This is a genomic window from Leptolyngbya sp. FACHB-321, from assembly GCF_014695975.1.
Classification (GTDB): Bacteria; Cyanobacteriota; Cyanobacteriia; order Leptolyngbyales; family Leptolyngbyaceae; genus Stenomitos.
In genome coordinates this window covers 25,420-46,060 of the sequence record NZ_JACJPI010000010.1, presented here as the reverse complement: position 1 = coordinate 46,060, position 20,641 = coordinate 25,420, and the positions used below count along the sequence as shown (strand labels likewise).

The 20,641-nt window shown below is 49.0% G+C and carries 10 protein-coding genes; 4 read left to right on the top strand and 6 right to left on the bottom strand.

Annotated features, from left to right (window positions below; genetic code table 11):
• Positions 1 to 47 precede the first annotated feature (47 nt).
• The 4 genes from H6F76_RS00570 to H6F76_RS00555 form a co-directional block, all read right to left on the bottom strand.
• Positions 48 to 881, bottom strand: a complete 834-nt coding sequence (locus tag H6F76_RS00570) for a hypothetical protein (protein WP_190505020.1) — start codon at positions 879 to 881, stop codon at positions 48 to 50.
• A 21-nt stretch (positions 882 to 902) separates the two neighbouring features.
• Positions 903 to 8,081 (bottom strand): type I polyketide synthase, encoded by a 7,179-nt coding sequence (locus tag H6F76_RS00565; protein ID WP_190505017.1) that lies wholly within the window; start codon positions 8,079 to 8,081, stop codon positions 903 to 905.
• Between the two features lie 11 nt (positions 8,082 to 8,092).
• The gene (locus H6F76_RS00560; protein WP_190505015.1) at positions 8,093 to 9,733 is read right to left on the bottom strand and encodes a PfaD family polyunsaturated fatty acid/polyketide biosynthesis protein; all 1,641 of its coding nucleotides are present in this window, start codon (positions 9,731 to 9,733) and stop codon (positions 8,093 to 8,095) included.
• Between the two features lie 460 nt (positions 9,734 to 10,193).
• The gene (locus tag H6F76_RS00555; RefSeq protein WP_199305108.1) at positions 10,194 to 10,361 is read right to left on the bottom strand and encodes a hypothetical protein; all 168 of its coding nucleotides are present in this window, start codon (positions 10,359 to 10,361) and stop codon (positions 10,194 to 10,196) included.
• 776 nt (positions 10,362 to 11,137) lie between these two features.
• Between H6F76_RS00555 and H6F76_RS00550 the strand changes: the two genes are divergently transcribed.
• From H6F76_RS00550 to H6F76_RS00535, 4 genes are all read left to right on the top strand, one after another.
• Positions 11,138 to 12,322, top strand: a complete 1,185-nt coding sequence (locus tag H6F76_RS00550; protein ID WP_190505013.1) for an ABC exporter membrane fusion protein — start codon at positions 11,138 to 11,140, stop codon at positions 12,320 to 12,322.
• Positions 12,319 to 13,494 carry an ABC transporter permease DevC gene (devC, locus tag H6F76_RS00545; RefSeq protein WP_190505011.1) on the top strand — a complete coding sequence of 392 codons (1,176 nt, stop codon included), beginning with the start codon at positions 12,319 to 12,321 and terminating at the stop codon, positions 13,492 to 13,494. The genes H6F76_RS00550 and devC overlap by 4 nt, the downstream gene beginning before the upstream one ends.
• Before the next feature lie 9 nt (positions 13,495 to 13,503).
• Positions 13,504 to 14,211: a DevA family ABC transporter ATP-binding protein gene (locus tag H6F76_RS00540; RefSeq protein ID WP_190505009.1), complete on the top strand. Its 708-nt coding sequence runs from the start codon at positions 13,504 to 13,506 to the stop codon at positions 14,209 to 14,211.
• A gap of 722 nt (positions 14,212 to 14,933) precedes the next feature.
• Entirely contained in the window at positions 14,934 to 18,353 is a 3,420-nt protein-coding gene (locus H6F76_RS00535; protein ID WP_199321835.1) for a HEAT repeat domain-containing protein, read from the top strand.
• A 918-nt stretch (positions 18,354 to 19,271) separates the two neighbouring features.
• Here H6F76_RS00535 and H6F76_RS00530 read toward each other — a convergent pair.
• Complete coding sequence (locus tag H6F76_RS00530; protein WP_190505007.1) at positions 19,272 to 20,117, bottom strand: hypothetical protein; 846 nt, start codon at positions 20,115 to 20,117, stop codon at positions 19,272 to 19,274.
• Between the two features lie 82 nt (positions 20,118 to 20,199).
• Entirely contained in the window at positions 20,200 to 20,592 is a 393-nt protein-coding gene (locus H6F76_RS00525) for a hypothetical protein (protein WP_190505005.1), read from the bottom strand.
• Positions 20,593 to 20,641: the final 49 nt, after the last annotated feature.

The window sequence follows — 20,641 nt, the reverse complement described above, 5'->3', positions numbered from 1 at the left end:
CCACAATTTTGATTTTTATCGGTTTTAAATCGCTGAAACCCTTGATCTTACTGAATTGATTTACGCAACAATGCTTGTTTGATTGAATTTACCGTTAGGTGTACGACTTCCAGCTTTTCGCTTCTGTAGTACGCTAAGTACGCCATCTTGACCATTGGCACAACGACCGCGAGGAAAAAGAACATGCGATCAAAGCCTTGGGCAACCCTCTTCAACATGTCAGTTTGATGCCACCATGGGCTGCCTGCCATTGCGTTCGTTGCTGAGAGAATCTTGAAAAAAACAATGATGCTGAAAAGGATGCAATACATGATCGCGGCCCTGTTGAACCAAGCAGGAAGCCCTAGCCGACGCCAGTAACCTGATTTTGTGCCGTGAAGCGTGTTGGATATAGCCTGCGAAACAAGACCGACCTGCAAGAGAAAGAATGGCGCTGTATGGATGAATAACGTGTGGTTCCACCCCTCAGGACTAACCGCAAAGATCGTCGAGAAGCTCACCACTGTGAATGCCTCGAATAATTTCATGCGGGTCAAGATTCTATATAGCTTCCGATTTAAGGTGCCTTGCTCAACTTGTGCATTCATTTGTAGCCAGTGCGCCACCATGTACTGGAGCATCAAGACGAGCGTAATCGCCCATAAAAAGGGAAGGACGTAAGTAGACGGTGGGTAGTCGAAATACACACAGATATTGTTGAACCCAAACACTTGCATGAGTAGGCTGTCATTCAAGTCAATATTGGCGAATAAATTCGTCAGTAGAATGCCGACAAGCACAACGACCAAGAAGCTGGCATAGGCTCTGAGGCGAAGTCTCTCGACGACGAGTGTGAGATCATCGCTGTCGGATAGCGTGCGTTTGGAAAACAAGGGTCTCATAATTTTTCTCTGGGTAGAACGCTAGCTGAATAAGCTGGGATGGAGTGCAGGGGGGAAACCAGCAGAAGTTGTATCCGGCACGCCAAATAACCGATTCAACTGTTGGCTAATCGTTACTGCTGCACCGAATATTTGGGAATAGACTTTCCCTTCGGCATCATGGGTCACAGCATTTGCTACCAGCTTCGTAGATGTACTGGATACAATCTCTATGGAGACGTAGAATGGTTGCCCGACCGGTACAGCCTCAAACTGCTCACTCTTTTGACAACTGAGTGGTAAGCTGCCCGCTTGATGAAACTGGCGTACCCAGATGAGGAGGCCCTGATAGGACATATCCTGGACGATCGCATCCAGCGCCTGATCACTAAACTGCTGCCGCTGGTCAAAACTGACTGTAGGCAACACACATTCCAGGGTCAGTCGTTGCGGGGTTAGGTTGAGAACGCGCTGAATGCCCTGAAAGCTGGGACCATGAAACAACGTGCCATCCTGATATGCTGCGAGTTTGGCGATCGCCGGATCGGGGGTGAAATCAAAGGATTTATAGCGTGGAGCCGGGGGCAGCGTCCGCACCAGAGTAATGTCTGTGCTGTAATGATAGCGGGGTTGACCACTGGGTAATTGACTCCAAATCATGGTCTTCAATTGAATCTCGCCCGGTTGGTCCGTGTTCACTTCTTCGACACTGAGGATGTATTCAGATGCCAAGGATTGATCAAACACAATTCCCTTGAAGACTTTGTGCTGCCCACAGCGAAAAAAGCGATAGCCGGGATACAGTTGTTCGCAGGTATTGGCGACCCAGGCAGCACTACAAACGACTGGCAACACAACCTGTTGACCAATAGTGTGATCAGCCAGAAATGAATTATCTGATAGACACAGGCGACGGCGAATGCAGTAGGTTTTGAGGTCTCCACCCATACTGGCAGCCAGGACGGCTAAAGGGCTACCCACCAGAACCTGTACGGTTTCGGGATTGCCTTGTAGGAGTTGATACGCAAACACCTGAGTGCCGATTTCTGTCGGAATCACCTCAATCTTGCGCTGAGCAAAGATCTGCTTCACTTCTTGTGTAACCATGCCACTGTCCCAGGGTCCCCAGTTGAAGGAAACCACATGGCAGTCCGGGTGCTGGCGTTTGAACTGATGGGCAAACTTATTCAAGATTTCATTGGCGATCGCGTAGTCAGACTGACCAATATTGCCGTAGAATCCTGCTGCTGAGGAGAACAAAACCAGATGTTTGAGTTGGTTATTATCCACACTAGCCAAAAGCGTGTTTAAACCCACAATTTTGGTCGTGTAAACCCGATCAAAATCCCGTTCTGACTTATTTTCAATCAGCTTATCCGCAAGAGTGCCTGCACCGTGGATGATTCCTGTAATGGATCCAAATCGTTGGATGATTGTATCAAGGCGAGGGCGTAAATCCGTCACTTGAGTCAGATCGGCACTTAGATACTCAGCTTCACCACCCGCCTGCTGAATCGCCTGCAACGTGGCTGTAATTTCCCGATGTGACAATACCGCATTTACCGCTTTTTGGATTTGAGCAGGGGTTGTTTTAGGGTTTTCTGCCATCAGTGCAGCGATCGCGCGCTGCTTGAGTTCTGAGGCTGGCTCGACCCCCTCTGCCCAGTTGGGTTCTGCAATGAGTTCAGAGCGTCCCACTAGGATGAACTTGCAGTGGGTATAACAGGCAAGGTGGGTAATACATTGAGCCGTAATGCCCTTACCACCGCCACTGACTAAAAACACGGGGTGGCGATCAATCGTCATAGGTCTGGTGGATGCCAATTCGATCGCTTGCCCACAGGTTAACGTGACTCGACCCGCAGCACCATAGCCCACTTCCGCAATTAATTGATTGGGGTCATGCAATTCCTGCACAATCTGTTGTGCTGCAGTGGTGACTGAATAATCTGGTGCAATATCAATCGCCCGACAAAAGACCTGAGACCATTCTAAATTCAAAGTTTTGGTCAGACCAAAGAGTCCACCACTGAGCATATCTGCACTGTTTAACGATGCAGACTTTAATCCAAATTCGCCATCCAAGCGTGTCACCGTTAGGAAACAACTGCGATGATCTTTAGCCGCTTCCGTCAGCGATCGCTTCAGGTATTTTGCAATGAAAAACAGGTGCTTTAAAGTCGCCGTTGCTGCTGGATGATGCAGCATTATTTGCGATCGCTTTGGTATGGCAGCTATAGAACTAGTCTCGAATCGTGGCTGCAGATGAATAAATACGGCAATAGAACCATACTGTTGAGTAACGGCATCAAGTTGCTGTTTCAAATGGGCTTCACTCAAATCCTTCAGCACAATGCGCGGAATGGGCAAAGTGGAAGGTTGTAGCTGTGCTACCAACGTTTCTGGGAAACTCAATACAACAACCTGCCAGCCCTGGGTCGTTAATTTCTGCACCAATTGCCCTGTTAACGGGCTACCATCATCCGTAACTAAACACACAGATTGAATTGGCAGGGAAAAGTCTAACCAATCGGGTGGAGGTAGCGGGGTTAAGGTCGCTTTTCCCCGCTGGATCAAAGTCTCTTCTGGCAACTTGAATACAGGAGGTGCTTCAGAGACTATGGCCTTTTTTTTTTCAGTTGTAGCAGCTTGTTGCCCCATGTATTGCACAATCTGCTCTAGCGTTCGCATCTCAGCTAATGCTTCCGGATCAACAGCGGGCAAATCTGGGAACGCATCCTGAACTGCGCCCAAAATTTCGACTCGCTTAATCGAATCAATTCCTAGGTCGGCTTCCATATCCATCGCCAGATTCAGCATGGCAGCCGGATAACCCGTTTTCTCACTAACGATGTTTAACAGGTCTGCAATAAGTTGCTTGAGGACGATCGTCGATGCAGCCACTTCAAACGGCTCTGGAGCGATCGCTGGAATTGTGACTGGCATCGTCGGTGCTGCGAACGCAACAGGAGCCAAACTGCTAACTGGATGTGATCCGGCAACTTGGGACTGCCCCATGTATTCGACAATCTGTGCTAGCGTACGCATCTCCGCCAAGGTTTCAGGATTTGCAGCCGGTAGATCTGGGAATTGATCTTGCATCGCGCCTAGAATTTCGACTCGCTTAATCGAATCAATTCCCAAGTCGGCTTCCATATCCATCTCAAGAGACAGCATCTCAGATGGATACCCTGTCTTCTCACTAACAATGGTTAATAACGGTGAGACCAATTGACTAGGTTCCAACGCTGAAGCAGGAGTGGCGATTAATTCAGGAGCGGTTGTGACACTAGCAAGCGCGGGTCCTAAGAGAGCTGACTGGGCGACCAGAGGCTGCGCTGATAGCGAGGGAACACTGGTCTCAACGGCAACAGACTGTGCTTCAGTTGCCCTCATCATTGTGGTGCTTTCTGGTTGTTGTCCCAGATGTTGCACAATTTGACTTAAGGTGCGCAACTCAGCCAGTGCTTCTGGTTCTACAGACGATAGGGAAGCAAACTGATCTTGCATTGCGCCCAGAATTTCCACCCGCTTAATGGAATCAATCCCTAAGTCCGCCTCCATATCCATCTCAAGCGTCAGCAGTTGAACTGGATATCCTGTTTTCTCACTGACGATCGCGAGTAAGGTCTGCATCAGAGACAAGTCAAACGATATTTTTTGTGGCTTTACACTTACAGTGCTTGGAGAGTTTCCTACCGAAGGCGTTGAAATTGATGGAACTGCTTTGTTGACTGGAACGATTGTGGGTGACTCTGAGTTTTCACAATTAACTTTTTGCTGACCTAGATAGTCCACAATTTGCTCTAACGTCCGCAATTCTGAGAGAATTTCTGGCTGCATAGGTGGCAACTCAGGGTATTGATCCTGCATCGCACCCAGAATTTCGACTCGCTTAATCGAATCAATGCCAAGATCAGCCTCCATATCCATACTCAGGCTCAACATCTCAGCAGGATAGCCCGTTTTCTCGCTCACAATTTGCAGCATTGGTGCGATGAACTGAGTAACATCGATCTGTGGCTGAGATAAAGCTCTCTTAGGTTCCTCCCTTGGCGATCGCACAGATGGAACGAGCTGCGGCTCAATTTGTAGCTCTACCACTTGCTGTACCATGATCGGGACTGCAACAGTAGGACGCACTACTGATGGGGTAACAGGTTGCGTCAGAAGTTGGGGCTGTCTTGAGATTTGATAGCCATCCTGCAAGGTTTGCTCAAACGCGGTTCTGGTCTTTTCGCTGACATAGTTGCCTCCATTTACGCGAACGGTCATCCCATTCTTGGTGGTGGGTACAGCGGGTTCTGGTTCCAATCCGTAGGGGTCGAAATCTTTCAGGGGCAATCCAGCAACTTGCAGCTGCATTACTGCGGTGCGGAACTGACGATCACTATCTCCGGTGCGGCTGGGATTCAATGCGATCGCCAGATGGGGTTGACCCTCCAGAATATTTTGCGTCAGGTGAGTCAAAACGCTTCTAGGACCAATCTCCACAAAAATGCGACCACCAGCGGCATAAATCTTTTCGATCTCCTGCTTGAAGTGTACGGGATTGAGTAATTGAGAAGCCAGCGTTTGTCCGATCTCGGTTGCATTATTTGGATAAGGCTCGGCAGTCACATTGGAGTAAACAGGTACACTCGGACGGTTAAAGTTGACAATTCGCAGTGCTTGAGCAAACCGTTGATAGGCGTGACTCACCAACGGCGTATGGAATGCCGCAGAAACAGGTAGGCGGGTGACGGAACAGCCAAACTCGGTAAACCGTTGCTCAATGTTGGCAATTTCTGGCGTGGCTCCAGCTAAGACAATTTGTTGATTGGAATTCCAATTCGCAATCAGTACATTGGGAAAGTTTTTGGCCACATTTTGAATAGTTTCTAAATCGCCCGTGATGGATAACATGGCACCGGCATCAAAATTGGGATGTGCGGGTGCTGCCAATGCTTGACCGCGAGCTTTCACTAGGAAGCAGTAATCCGCATCACTTAAGGCACCTGCTGCCCATAGGGCTGTGACTTCGCCAAAACTATGTCCAGCGACAAAATCCGCCTGAAAGCCAGCTTGTTGCAAGATTTTGTACAGTCCCATGCTTAATGCCCCAATCGCAGGTTGGGCATGTTCTGTTTTCTGCAAGGACTCGGTCTGCTGTTGCTGTTGAGCAGTGGTAAAGACAGGGCGCGGATAGACAACCTGAGAAATGGGAGATAGCTGATCCCGTTGGAACAACAAATCCATAGTGGCAAAACTCTGTTGGACAGCGGGGAAATTGAGCGCTAACTCTCGTCCCATATTGAGATATTGCGATCCTTGACCAGGAAATAGCGCCACCACTTTATCTGCCGTATCCATGCCCGCCTTGCGATAACAAATCCCTTGAGGATGCTGCCAAAAATCAACCGCCATCTGATGTTTCAGAGTCTGAATCGCGGTTTGTAACAGTTGTCTGGCTTCACTCAAGCTAGCTGCAACAAAGCCTAGACGGGCAGATGTGGCGGGAATCGCGATTACCCGACTGGCGAGGACCCATTCCTGGTAGTGTTTCTCCGCTGCATCAGTTTGCCATTTTGTCCAGACTGTTTCACATTGGGTCAGTAATTGAGCAGGATCATTGGCTGCAAATAGGAGAATTGCAGGCACTTGATGTAACCGATAAGCTTGCGGTTGTTTGCCTGTGTATTCTTCCAGCACTACGTGAAAATTGGTGCCACCAAACCCAAAGGAACTAACCCCGGCTCGTCTGGGTGGGTCCGCTTCACTTCGCATCCAGGGGCGTGGCTCAGTGTTCAAGTAGAAGGGCGATTGTTCGATATTGAGTTTGGGATTGGGCTGAGTGACATTCAGCGTGGGCGGTAAGATTTTGTGGTGCAGAGACAATGCAGCTTTAATTAGGCCGGCAGCTCCAGAAGCAGCTTTGGTATGACCAATTTGTGACTTGACACTCCCTAAAGCGATCGCCTGTACCTCTGCGTTCGCCTCACTCAATACCTCTTGTAGAGCCGCAAACTCAACGGGATCTCCGGCTGCAGTCCCCGTACCGTGCGCTTCGATTAACCGCACACTACTGGGGTCACAGTCCGCATTCTCATAGGCACAACGCAAGGCTTTTGCCTGTCCGGAGGGACGTGGTGCATAAATACTTTTATATTTGCCATCGCTCGACGCGCCCATGCCTTTAATGACGGCATAGATGCGATCGCCATCCCGCTCTGCATCTGCCAACCGCTTCAGCACCATCATGCCAATCCCTTCACCGACGAGCATGCCATCGGATGCTGCATCAAACGGGCGCATTTGATCCTGTTTAGTAAAGGCGGGGGTTTTACTAAAGCAGAGATACATGAAGGGAGAGTTGTCAGCATCAACCCCGCCCGTAATCATCATGTCGCTCCGTCCACTGGAGAGTTGATCGAGTGCCATCTGCAAGGCGCTGAGTGACCCTGCACAGGCCGCATCAACCACGCAATTAATGCCACCAAGATCTAAACGATTAGCAATTCGTCCAGCAATCACATTTCCTAACATGCCAGGAAAGGAATTTTCTTCCCAGCCAATGTAGGCCAGCTTGACTTTTTCTACAATGGTTTGAGTTTCTTCTTGCGATAAGCCACTGCTGATCAAAACTTTTTCCAGAATGGGAGACTGCAACCGTGCCGTTAAGGGAGTGATTAGCTTCTGCCCACCGCCAACTCCCAAAATCACACCGATGCGATCGCGCACCGCTTCCGTTGCCTGGTCACAGCCTGCATCTTTCAGGGCTTGCTTAGCAACCACCAGAGAAAGAATTTGGGCAATATCGGTGACTTCTAAAATATTCGGCGGCAAGCCAAATTCCATTGGGTTAAAGTCAATGTCAGGAAGAAAGCCACCCCGTTTGCAATAGGTTTTGTCAGGTGCAGTTGGGTCTGGATCATAGTAATCATCAATATTCCAGCGAGAAGCAGGAACGTCTGTAATGCAATCAGCTTTTTGAACAATATTAGTCCAGTATGCTTGCAAGTCCTTCGATTGCGGGAAAAGACTTGCCATACCAACAATCGCGATCGGTGTTTGGTTCATTTTCGTACTCAAAACTTCCATTTCTGATGATTGTTCCGGTTGCATAGACTGATGTCCAATACCTTGTTCGATCTGTGTTTGTAATTGATTAATGTCTTGGTGCAGTTGCAGTAGTCGTTGTAGAACCGGCGAGGGAAAGGAACACTCGACACCTCGATTCATAGGGCATCCCTCTAGAAGGGTTCTGGTAAATACTGGAAGTAGTGAGGTGCCAGTTCTAACCCTTGCAATTTCAGCATTTGCAAGCGGTATAGAATTGCGGCTCCCTGCATCAAATGAGTTGCCACATCGACAACTCGACGATTCTCTGGCTGTTCCAGATAAGTGCCTTTTACCCAAGTATTAAAGGTCCCCATCGTCGGACCACACCAGATTTGATAGTCTGCTTCCCGGGATTCATCTCCCGTGATCGCCCAACGGGAAGCCTGCCCTAGATACGATCGAAAAATTAGCGCCATTTTACGTTTGGGATGATCGATCGATCGGGCAATTTGATCGGGATCGCGCTGTTGGAAATAAGCAACAGTTTCCTGCCAAACAGTATCCAAGTCTTTCCTGAAAATCTGTTGTTCCAGTTGTTGCCGTTCGTTTAAAGGAATCTCTTCAATGGCTTCATATTTCTGGTAATAAGCAAACAGCTTTTGCGCCCGTATGGGAAAGAAACTGCCCCGTTTCAAGACTTGAAGTCTCACACCCATCTCAAACATGTCGGCGGCAGGTGCCATCGCCATATCCGTAATACTGGCTTGGGCAAGTAGCTGCTTCACCTGTGCGGAGGTTCCTGCCTCCACGCAAGCTTGGTTCACCGAGCCCGTGACGACGTATGCTGCTCCCATCATAAACGCGGCTAGAACTGAGTGAGGCGTGCCAATCCCACCCGCAGCGCCCACGCGAATAGGCGTTTCATATCGGTATTTCTCCTGAATCTCGTGTCTTAGTTGCAAAATGGTTGGCAATAAGGCAACTATCGGACGATTATCAGTATGCCCACCGGAATCCCCTTCCACAGTAATATCGTCTGCCATGGGCACGGTTTCAGCCAGTTTTGCCTGTTGTTCTGAAATGAGCCCCTGTTCTAATAATTGCTGCAAAATTTTCGTAGGAGCCGGACTCATAAACTTGGTCGCAACCTCTGCCCGCGACACTTTCGCAATGATTTTGTGGTTGATCTCAATGTGCCCAGCGGAACTTAACTGCAAACCGCTGACCCGATAATGTACAACGCTGGGAGTCAGACCCAGAAATGCAGATGCTTCAATTGTTTTGATGCCATGCTTGATATAGAGTTCAACAGTACGGCGTTCGATCGCGGCTTCACTCGGGCTATGAATTAGGTTGAAGGCATAAGGTCCTGACGGTAATGCCTGTTGAATTCGATGGATGGCTGCTTCGATGCGATCGGGCACCAAGCCTCCAGCGCCAAAAGAGCTGAGGATTCCAGTCTTACCTAGAGCAATCACAAGTTCTTCTGAGGCAATACCGTTCGCCATGGCACCAGCCATGTAGGCGTATTTAGTACCATGAGCGGAACAGAACCGTGAATCACCCAGTTGATGTGTATGGATAGGTGATACAGCAGTTAGAATTTCGATGGCTTGATGTGAATCAGTTTCTTGAATTGTGCCTTCATGGGTTACTCCAATGTCCCCATTCTGTCGAACAATATAGCAAGGCTTCTTGATCGTATTCAGCTTTGTTTGAATTCCCGCAATGTCCCAAGAAACTGTCTCTAAGGAACCTAACCACCTGAATGTGCATTGGGATTGCTTTGTCGCCCAATGGAGGTGCTTATCGCAAAGCAGTACTGATGCCATAGATTTAGGGTGGTAATGCACTTTCTTGTGTTTAGTTTGCCCAAAATACTCTTACTAACACCATACGTGTTTATCTTCTAACCAAAATTCTGACCAAAACATATCAGCAGGGTTGGCAGATTACAGGTTGCAAGTTGCGCTCGCGCCAGAAATCAGATACATGACGATGGTCAGTATCAGCACCATGTCTGGTTGGTACATCATGGACTGATTGTCGAGATTTAAACCGAGAGTGATCGTAACCAAGCGGCGGCGGCTCTCAACTGGTAGCGGGTTTTGCTCCAAAGTTGAGTTGAAGTAATGAACAGCAAGGTCAAATTGAGCCTTTAAAGCACCAGAACGATCGAGTTGAATCGTTTGCTACGGCTTTTGCCCCGAGTCCGGTTTTCAAAGCATGACAAATCTGGGTCTCTGTCGCAGAGACCTCCAAGAGGATGAAGGACAAACAAAAGGATTAGCCCTAGCAGAAATGCCGAAAATTGATCATCGTGTAAGCTAGGGTTTTTAGGGCATAGTGCAGCTTGCTGATCCGCTCAAAGCGCAGCAGTAAGCGCTTGAATTTATCTTCCCAAGCAAACACTCGCTCAATGGTGCGAAAGCGTTCCTGAAAGATAGCTGGGTCGAACATCAGTTTACGTTCCCGTTTCGGAGTCTTTCTACCACTGCCCATAGTTTGTGAGTCGCCGCTTCATCGCGTGCACCCATGTAGACACCCACAGTCTCACGTGTGTCTATAGCAAGTGCTAACCAAACCCACTGCTTGTTGCCTTTATTGCCGACAAACGACAATTATTCATCACCTTGAAGCGTTAGCCGACCCTTTTTTTAGTGTTACCTGCACTTGGCGGCGCACCTTCTCATTCACATAGGTTTGCAGCCATGGCTCAGAAACCTGAGCAGCACGAGCGATGCCAACCAGTGAAAGACGTTTCAGCAACAACTGATCGATAAGAGCAAGTGTCGCTGGGTGGATTACTTTTTTCGTTGGTCGCTCAACGCATTAGTGTCCGCAATTTTGGCCTTTGAACCGTTGTTTTCCAGTATGGAGTGACCATGCTTGACCATTTGGGAAGACTTACAGTTTTCCAGTATGGAGTGACCATGCTTGACCATTTGGGAAGACTTACAAAGGGGGCAGGCTGGCACGGGATTAGAAAAGTAAAAAACTCTACTCCTTCATCATTACATTTGGAGCCCTACTGAGCTAAGCCGATTAGCCTAGCTTGGTAGGGCTCCAAACAATGCAAAAGGACACGGTTCAAACCACAAATTGCTCAAGGGCTTGCTGATCCGCTAACGACATGGCCTTGCCCTCTCCCAGTTGTTCCCTAAACGATCCCAAAGCTTACTGCCATGAGGTTGTTGAACTGGGTTAATTTCTACATTTTCAGGAGTCCCTCATTTATGCAAGGTACGACTCAGGACAGGAAGCAGTTCATCAAGGTGATACCACAGCGGGGCGTTGCGTTCGCTGGGGTATTCTTGCTAGGCGTCGGTGCCACGGTGTATGGCTTGAGAATGGCATCAGTGCAACAGGCGGCTGTTACACCTGTGGTCACCCCTGTTATTCAGACTGTGACGGCATTGGGACGGTTAGAGCCAGAGGGTGAAGTCGTGAAGCTCTCCGCTCCAATGTCAAGTCAAGGCAATCGAGTCGATCGCTTGCTAGTGCAAGAAGGCGATCGCGTTAAAGCCGGTCAAGTGATTGCGATTCTGGACTCGTATGATCAGCGCCAAGCTGCCCTCGAAGAAGCTGAGGGACAAGTGAACGTGGCGCACGCCAAACTGGACGTGGTTCAAGCCGGTGCGAAACAAGGTGAAATCAAGACCCAGCAAGCAGAAATTGAGCGCTTGAGTGCAGAACACCAGGGCAGTATTGCCGCACAAGTAGCAACTGTCGCTCGGCTGCAAGCAGAGTGGCAAAATGCCCAAACTGAGTTCAATCGTTATCAATTGCTGTATCAGGCAGGCGCAATTTCAGCGTCTGAACGTGACAGCAGGCGTTTAGCATTAGACACGGCTCAAAAGTCTGTCCAAGAAGCGCAATTCACTCTCGATCAGATTCGTTCTACCGCTCCGCAGGAATTGAACAAAGCTAGAGCAACGCTGGATCAAATTGCTGCAGTGCGCCCTGTCGATGTGCGTTCGGCTCAAGCAGAATTGAAGCGTGTAATCGCAGCCCGCAAACAGGCAAAGGCAAGTTTTGAGCAAGCCTTAGTGCGTGCTCCTGCCAATGGTGAAGTGCTGGATGTTCACACGCGAGCGGGCGAAGTTGTCTCGACGGATGGCATTGCCGAGCTTGGGCAAACGCAGCAAATGCAAGCGATCGCAGAAGTCTATCAAAGCGATGTCAGTCAAGTTCGGGTTGGGCAACGAGTGCGGGTCACAAGTGATTCAATTCCGGGTGAATTAACCGGAACGGTTGAGCGAGTAGGGTCTCAAGTACGCCGACAAGCGATCGTCAATACCGATCCCAGCGCTAATATTGATGCCAGGGTCGTTGAGGTGCAGATCAACTTAGACAATACCTCCAGTCAAAAAGCTGCTAAATTCACAAATCTGCAAGTGCAGGTGGTGATTGCACAATGATGGGATTGCTGCAACAACTCCAGCGCCGTACTCCCCTCGGGTGGCTGCAACTGCGTCATGAAAAAGGTCGCTTGCTGGTGGCACTAGCAGGGATTGCCTTTGCCGATGTACTGATGTTTATGCAGCTTGGCTTTCAGAATGCGCTGTATGACAGCAATACTCGTGTTATTCGCGCTATGTTAGCTGACATTGTCTTGCTCAGTCCCAAAGCCCTGAATTTACAAAATCCATCGACCTTTGCACGGCGACGGTTGCTCCAGGCAAAGGATGTTCCGGGTGTCCAAACATCAACTGCATTGTACGTCAACAGCATCGCTTGGAAAAATCCTCAAACGCGCCTCAACGCCAATGTGCGAGTGTTCGGCTTTGCGCCCGAGCAGCCAACCTTTAACCTACCGGAAGTCCATCAACAACTTAACAAACTAAAGTTACCGGACACAGCGCTGTTCGATCGTGGTGCCAAAGGTCAGTATGCCGAGGTGATCGCCCAAGTAAATCAAGGAAAACCAGTCACTGCCGAAGTTGATCGCCGCACCCTCACGATTGCCGGATTGTTTCGCTTAGGAGCTTCGTTTGGTGCCGATGCTAACTTGATGGTGAGCGATCAAACCTTTCTCCGTCTGTTTCCGCGACGCGATGCCGCCAGTATTAGCCTGGGGCTAATTCGGATCAGACCGGGTTCTAATCCACTACAAGTCGCCGCTGCCTTGAAAGCTCATTTACCCGAAGATGTGCGTGTGCTAACGGCTCAGGAGTATGTGCAATTTGAGGAAAACTATTGGAAAACTACCAGCCCCATTGGCTTTGTCTTTGGGTTCGGCACCACCATGGCGTTTGTGGTCGGCGTTGTGATTGTCTATCAAGTGTTATCGACCGACGTGAATGCACACCTGAAGGAGTATGCCACCTTCAAAGCGATGGGCTATAGCAATGTCTATTTACTGAGCATCGTGTTTGAAGAAGCAGTTATCCTGGCCTTTCTCGGCTTTATTCCCGGTGCCATTTTGCCGTTAGGACTGTATGCCTTAGCTGCGAACGCAACCGCTTTACCGATTTATATGACGGCCTCAAGGGCGGTGTTTGTCTTCGTGCTCACGGTTGTGATGTGTGCGCTTTCAGGAGTGATCGCTACTCGCAAACTACAGTCCGCTGATCCAGCAGATATGTTTTAGGAACAAACAATGGTGATCGCTATTTCGGTTCAAAAGCTTGATCACTACTTTGGTCAAGGTCAACTGCGTAGGCAAGTCTTATTCGAGCTTAAGCTCGCCATCAACACAGGTGAGATTGTGATCATGACAGGGCCTTCCGGCTCTGGAAAAACAACCTTGCTGACGCTGGTCGGGGGGTTGCGGTCTGTCCAATCTGGCAGTCTACAAGTCCTGGGGCAAGAATTTCGTGGAGCAACCCCTCAACAACTAACGCAAGCCCGCAAACATCACGGCTACATCTTTCAGGCACACAACCTGCATGGCAGTTTGACCGCACTGCAAAACGTCAAAATGGGTTTGGAATTGCATCGAGAGTTAGCCCCTGCAGAGATGAAAGCGCGCTCAATCGCAATGCTAGAACAGGTCGGCTTAGGAGAGCACATTAATTACTATCCTGATGCGTTATCGGGTGGACAGAAGCAAAGAGTGGCGATCGCCCGAGCGCTGGTCAACCGTCCCAAACTGGTGCTGGCAGATGAACCCACTGCCGCTTTAGATCGCAAATCGGGTCGGGATGTGGTCAACCTGATGCAAGCTCTTGCCAAAGAGCAAGGCTGCACAATTTTGTTGGTAACTCATGACAATCGAATTTTAGATGTTGCTGATCGGATCATTCACATGGAAGATGGCATATTAGGGTGTTGTCAGCTTAATCAGAAATTAGAATCATCGTACTGATGCCACTGCGTGCGCGACTGCTTGTCCCTGCACTCTCGTTATCGGTTCCCCCGGAAATGATTAACGACTACTGTGTTTGTTGGCTTGATTACACCTTGCCGCTGAGCGACCGGGATCTTGCGAAGATGCCACTGTAGCGAGGGCTTGTAGTGACTGACGAAACGATGCGGGAAGGGTGTTAGATGTGCCGGCAGCAGTCTGCCAGCCAAAGGCGATGTCAACGTCTGTACATTGCGGCTAAGTGGCATCTCGATGCAGCGGTGGTGCAGCTCAAAGGGCAGCCCATATTATCTATGACGGGCGGTGGCTTCTGAGGGCAACGTACTGAAGGTATTGCTACAACGACATCAGGATACGGTTGAAGAGACAAGGGTGCATGCCACGGGTAATGGTCACCAACAAATTGAAGCGTGACAAAGCCGCAAAGAAACGAGTGAGACCGAGCATAGAACATCGGCAGCACGAGGGATTGAATCATCGGGCGGCAAACTCGCATCAACCCAGAGTGAGAGCAAGGCGAAGGAGCACAGCTATGCCAAGGCTTTGAGGAGTGGCAATATATTGCTTGTGTGAAAGCTGCTGTGTAACATTGAGCAACACTTGCATGTTCAAGGATTACTGTGCTTAATTTTGAACAGACATGGTTAAGTTGAAGGTACCTCTCAAACTACTAAGACAGACTACTAAGCCATAATACGGTCAGAGCAAACAGGTCTCGCCCTATGGTATTTGAGTCGATCACAGGTGGATTGGTCAAAGCAGCATTGCCAAAAGTGGCAAGCGCGATCGCCACTGCCGTAAAACACAAATTAAATCCTACTGAGCTTGAAAAAGCGCTGAACGTTGGCTTGCAGAAATCGGGTGCCTTTGAGCGTAGGCAAAAGGTCAACAATGCGGTGTTCTATCGCTGTACTGATAAAGATGCCGATACGTTTCTAGCCGCACTGCTCGAACATCCAGAAGTACAGCGCGAATTGCAGAAACCGTTGGAGCAAGATGGTGCGCCTGATGTCGCCATGGTGGTGCAGGTTGCTAAACACATTGCCGTCGATCGCACTCTTGACATTCCATACGACACTCTAGAACCCTGGCTGAAGACCTTTGCCAATGCTTACTTTAATGCTATTACCGCGATTCGGTTTCAGGTGGCAAAGTCCGATTACCTAGAGCAATTAGCCAACTGGTTTGATGATGTCAAGTTCGCAGGCGTCGCGGTGCCGGGACAGGATGTAGAATGCGCTGAGCGTTTGGCGCAGATCTTTGTGATGCCCGATGTGGAGGAGGACGTGGGGCGGCGCTCGCGGGGGGCGTTTAAGCGATCGTTCTTTGAAGCGCCAGGGGAGCCAGGGGAACAGGGGCGGCAGAGGGAGCTTTTGCAGGAGCAACGCTTGAGAGCACAGCTAGAACGCTCTGGTCGAAAATTTTCGGCACGGCAACTCCTCAACCAGCATCAGAAAAGGGTCGTGCTGTTGGGTGCACCCGGATCAGGAAAAACAACGCTCATGAGTTTCTTTGCAGTGACGCTGGCAGAGCAACGGGGGGCAGAGAGGCAAGGAGCGATCGCACCAGCAAGTGATGCCTCGACACAAGGAATTGATCGCCATGCAGAAGGAACCGATTACGATGAAGCTCAAATTGTTCGACTTACGCAAGGAACCGATTGTGTTCGATCTCAAAGGCAACGAGATCGAACACAAATGTATCCGAATGCAGAAGGCATTGATCGCGATACACAAGAGTTGCAGACCGATGCAGACGCATTGCCGCTGCCGATCTTGATTCGCATTCGCGATTGGGCGCGAACTCCCGCTGTCACCATTCCTGAGTATGCTCGACAGTTTGCAGAAACCACCATGTCTTGCAAGCGGTTGCCGAAGGGCTTCTTTGAACACTGGCTCAACAATGGACGGGCGCTCATCCTCCTGGATGGATTAGACGAAGTCGCAGAAGAATCGAAGCGTTACCATCTCGTGCAGTGCATCGAAAACTTTCTGGGACAGTATCCGCAGAATCGCGCCATCATCACGTCGCGTCCTGCCGGGTACAAGCGCGACTTTTTCCGCACGGAGGAGTTTCCGCACTACGAGTTGCAGTCCTTTGATGATGGGAAGATTGAGGAGTTTTGCGATCGCTGGTACACTAGCCGCGTACCAGACAAAGCAGAGGCGCAACGCCGCAAAGAAAGCCTGCAAAAAGCGCTGAATCAGCAGGATCGCATCAAGCTGTTGGCGCGAAACCCCTTACTGCTGACCATCATTGCCCTGATTCATCGCTATCAGGCACGACTGCCCCGCGAACGCTACAAACTCTATGACAAAGCGGTGGAAACGCTGCTCACTGCTTGGGATGACAACAAAGAACTGAGCAATCAGACCGTTCTCAAATACCTACAACTGGATGACCTGCGCCGATTAATGGAAAGTCTAGCGTACTGGATTCATACTCAGGGAACGACGGGCGACACCGAAGGCGGCACGCTCATTGACAAAGATGAACTGATCCAAAAACTGACCCAGGAAATTAAAACGCTCAAACAACTCCAGCACTACGAAGCAAAAGCAGAAGCGGAACGATTCGTGAAATTCATTCGCGACAGAACCGGACTCCTCAACGAACAGGGACAGGACTGCTACGCCTTCGTCCACAAAACCTTTCAGGAATACCTCGCCGCGCAAGACATCAATTACCAGGCAGACAACGAAGACGACTTCGAGATTGTCCTTACCCACATTGAGCAACACCTCCACGCCCCCCACTGGCGCGAGGTGCTGCTCCTCCTCATCGCCCAACAAAGCCCCAAAAAAGCCGCGAGAGCCATCCGTAAAGTCCTCACTGCCAACAGTCTCTATGAACAATGGCTCCACCGCGATCTATTATTTGCAGGTCGTTGCTTGGCAGAAGATCCAAAGGGATTGCAAGCAACCGATACTGTGCTCGTCAGCAAAGTTTTGAATGGGTTGATTGCATTAGAGCTGGCTGAATCAAAGCAAATCGGAGACAAAATTCGAGGAGAGGTATTGCAGATTCTTTGCAGCTTAAAGGAAAGCGTCTTTGAAACTGAAGTGCTTCAGCGTTTGAAGGATAGAGTAGATCGAATTGATCACAAAAGATTACAGAAATATCAAGCTGATTTAGGAGAGGTAGAAGTTGTTGTTAGTAATTTAATGGCATCTCTCAACAGTGAAGATTACCTTGTGCGCGCTAGCGCAGCAAAAGATTTAGGTAGCTTAGGTAATGCATCAGAGTCGATAGTGCAGTCACTTTTAGCACTTCTTAATGACGAAAATTCTTTCGTATGCCTCAGTGCTGCCAATGCTTTAAGGAATTTAGATTATGTAACAAACCCTGTAATTAATGCATTGCTTGCATTGCTCAAGGATGAAGATTCTTTTGTCTTTCTTAGAGCTGCCAATGCTTTAAGCAAGATGGGTATTGCGTCAGATTCGTTAGTACAAGCGACTCTAATTCTAATTCATGATGAAAATTCCTATATACGTCTTGGAGCAGCAAATACATTAGTCAGTTTAGGTCATGTTTCGGACAATGTAGTGCAAGTACTGCTGACTTTACTTAATGATGAAGATTCTTTTATACGTCTCAGGGCTGCTAACTCGCTGGGAAGTTTATCTAATGCGCCGCCTACTGTAATAGAAGCACTGCTTCTATTGCTCAACGATGAGAATTCTGATGTACGGTTTTGGGCAGTTTGTTCTTTAGGCAAGATGGGTACCACCTCGGATGTCATCGTGCAAAGCCTTTTAGAATCGCTTAACAGTGAACACTATCGAGTGCGTTATTGCGCAATTGAAGCTCTGGGAAAGTTAAGCATCGCTTCAGAAGCACTAACACAAAAGCTTCTGGCATTACTCAAAAGTGAGCATTCTCGTGTACGTTACAGTGCAACTAAAGTTTTAGGTAATTTAGGTATTGCTTCAGAACCAACAGTGCAAGCGCTATTACCTTTGCTTAAAGACGAAACACTTTTTGTGCGTTCCAGCGCGGCTGATGCAATAGGCAACATAGGGAGAAAAGTTGGTTGGGTTACCCCTACATTAGTTCAGTGGATTGGGCAGCATCAGGATAAGGAATGTGTAGGAGCCGGAATTGATGCACTGTGGGAGATTGTAGAAGGGGAGGGATAAAGGGTGTGGGGTATAGGGGAAAGACTCAAGAGATTGAGCCGACATGAGACTAAGAAGGTGCAACATGGGGTGGAAAGGCTTGCTACGTTGAGCTTCTGGATCAAGCCCTAAGCAAGGGAAAAAGCGTCAAAAATCTACGCCAGAATCAGGCTTCTAGCCCTTTCCTGCACTAAATTGAGCGTATATCGACCCAACCCCAAGTAAGGATATATGTAGTGGTGAATAAAGTACCTCAATGTTGCTTCTGCTCCTGATTGAGCTAGCGTTAAGCAGAGTTTTCATCTTATGTACAAAACTTAAATTCTTATGTACAGAGCGCTTAGCGAGCAGCGTACCCTTAAGGTCGGTCGCTTGAACCTAACAAATCTCAGCCTGCGTCTTTGGACAACCAGGACAAGAAAGCCTTAGCTTGAGCACATCCCCAAACGGTGTTTCGCGAACTTCGAACAGCTAAAACGAGTTAGAGCAACAGCCATCACTGGGTTGCCGCAACCTTTCTGGTATCACCTCAGTCAAAAAAATGCTTTGTACATAAGAAAAGGTGTCTGTACATAAGAATTTGTCCTGTTTCTAGTGCTAGATCGAGCCGCTTTCCAGCTTTGTTAGGGTTAGCTGATGCAAACCGAAGCTTGAGCAATCTTGGCTCTCTCAATCGCGCTGCTTGAGTTGTGGAATCAAATGCACTAAACAAGGGTAAAAAGCAAGCAATGACTAACGAGCAATCGTCGGGGTGTAGAAGCAGCAACCAATCTCTAACCACGATCGTTTGCAGCGGTTTTTGAAACTGCTACGACCATAGGTCGGGATCTGAAAGAAGCACTCAGCTTACGTCACAGACCCAGCGAAGCCCCAATTGATCAGCTTTCAAAGACGGTACCACAGAGGCGATAGGTGGCTGAATGGGCAAAGCATGAGTGATTAACGTTCAAGAGCCAATTGAACTGTCTTCGATCCTTTCGATGACTGGGCCGCCTGACCCACTCCTTTCGCTGCTGCTTGTTGCGTTTCGTATGACTGCAGCCTATTAAATGCAGGCTTAAACTGTTCCAGTTGTTCAACGTTCATCGTGCAAGTCACCTGACCGCTAGGAGTCATATACAACAAGACCTGCTGATTCGTGCGATCTGTGACCGAGAGGTTTCCACAAGTGTCGCGGTCAAACTGGAAATTGCTGTGGTCGGGGGTGAACGAATTACGACCCTGCAACATTTGCTGAGTCACCCAGGCAGCACGAGTGCCTGCGGGGGCAGCTTCACCCATAGTGGTCATCACGACTTTTGGGTTTGGGTGGTGCAGCACAGACGCTAAGTCACTCGTCTGCAACCGTTCACCAGCTGCCAATAAGTCCTGCTTCAGCTCCAGTGACAAACGGTCTTCAATTAAATACAAGTCATTACCAACTTGCTCAAACGTCAATAGCGGCTCACCGTCTGGAGTGGTCACCTGGTAAGTGGTGCCCATTGTCTCGGTGTGACGAAAGACAGAGAAACCTTCTGCCCGGTAGACCAGTCCCTCGCCCTTGCCATCGGACAAACGAGACACCGAGTCATGCAGAGCGTCTCGCTCTACATGCGACTCTAGCGAGTCTGAGAGTGAAGGTTCAGCGTCCTGTAATGTCTTGTCAGCAGCTTTTGGCTCTGGCTCGTCTTTGTTCCGCAAAGCTGCTGCTTCAGCTAATTTAAACAGCATTTCCATGAGCGTTTGCATGTGGGACTGAGCATGACGACCCGCCTCTGAAGCTTCTCCAGCATTAACAAATGGCATTGAACTAACTCCTAAAAAACATGGTGTAAAACAACAGAGAATTGGTCTGAGCAACCAGCTAATCACTCAGACCAACTGATCTTCAGATGCCCATCACCGGAACCTGCGAAAAAAGATCGAGTAGCTTGTCGGTGACTACACGGCCACCGGAATCACGTTGAAAAACGACTTGAGAAAGCCGTTTTGCGTCTTCTGAATCTGAGTCAGCGTAAAGCATGTATTCAAATAACACCGTCAGATCAGATGCCAACGTTTTAGGCGTGGAACGGAACTCAGGATTAGGTGCTTCCACGCCTTCTTCGACATGAATAGTGTAAGCGGGAGTCTGACCAAAACAAATCTTGACGCTATCTGGGCGAATCTCTAACGGCAACGACTGAAGGTCGTGCAAACAAATTGACATGGCACGGTGGGACGGAGACGTTACCGTACCATTGCCTGATGTCGGAACCGATTGAACTGGAGTCGAAAGCATAGTAAGAACCTTGAGATAAAAGAACAAAAAACAGAGTCATCAAAGGACA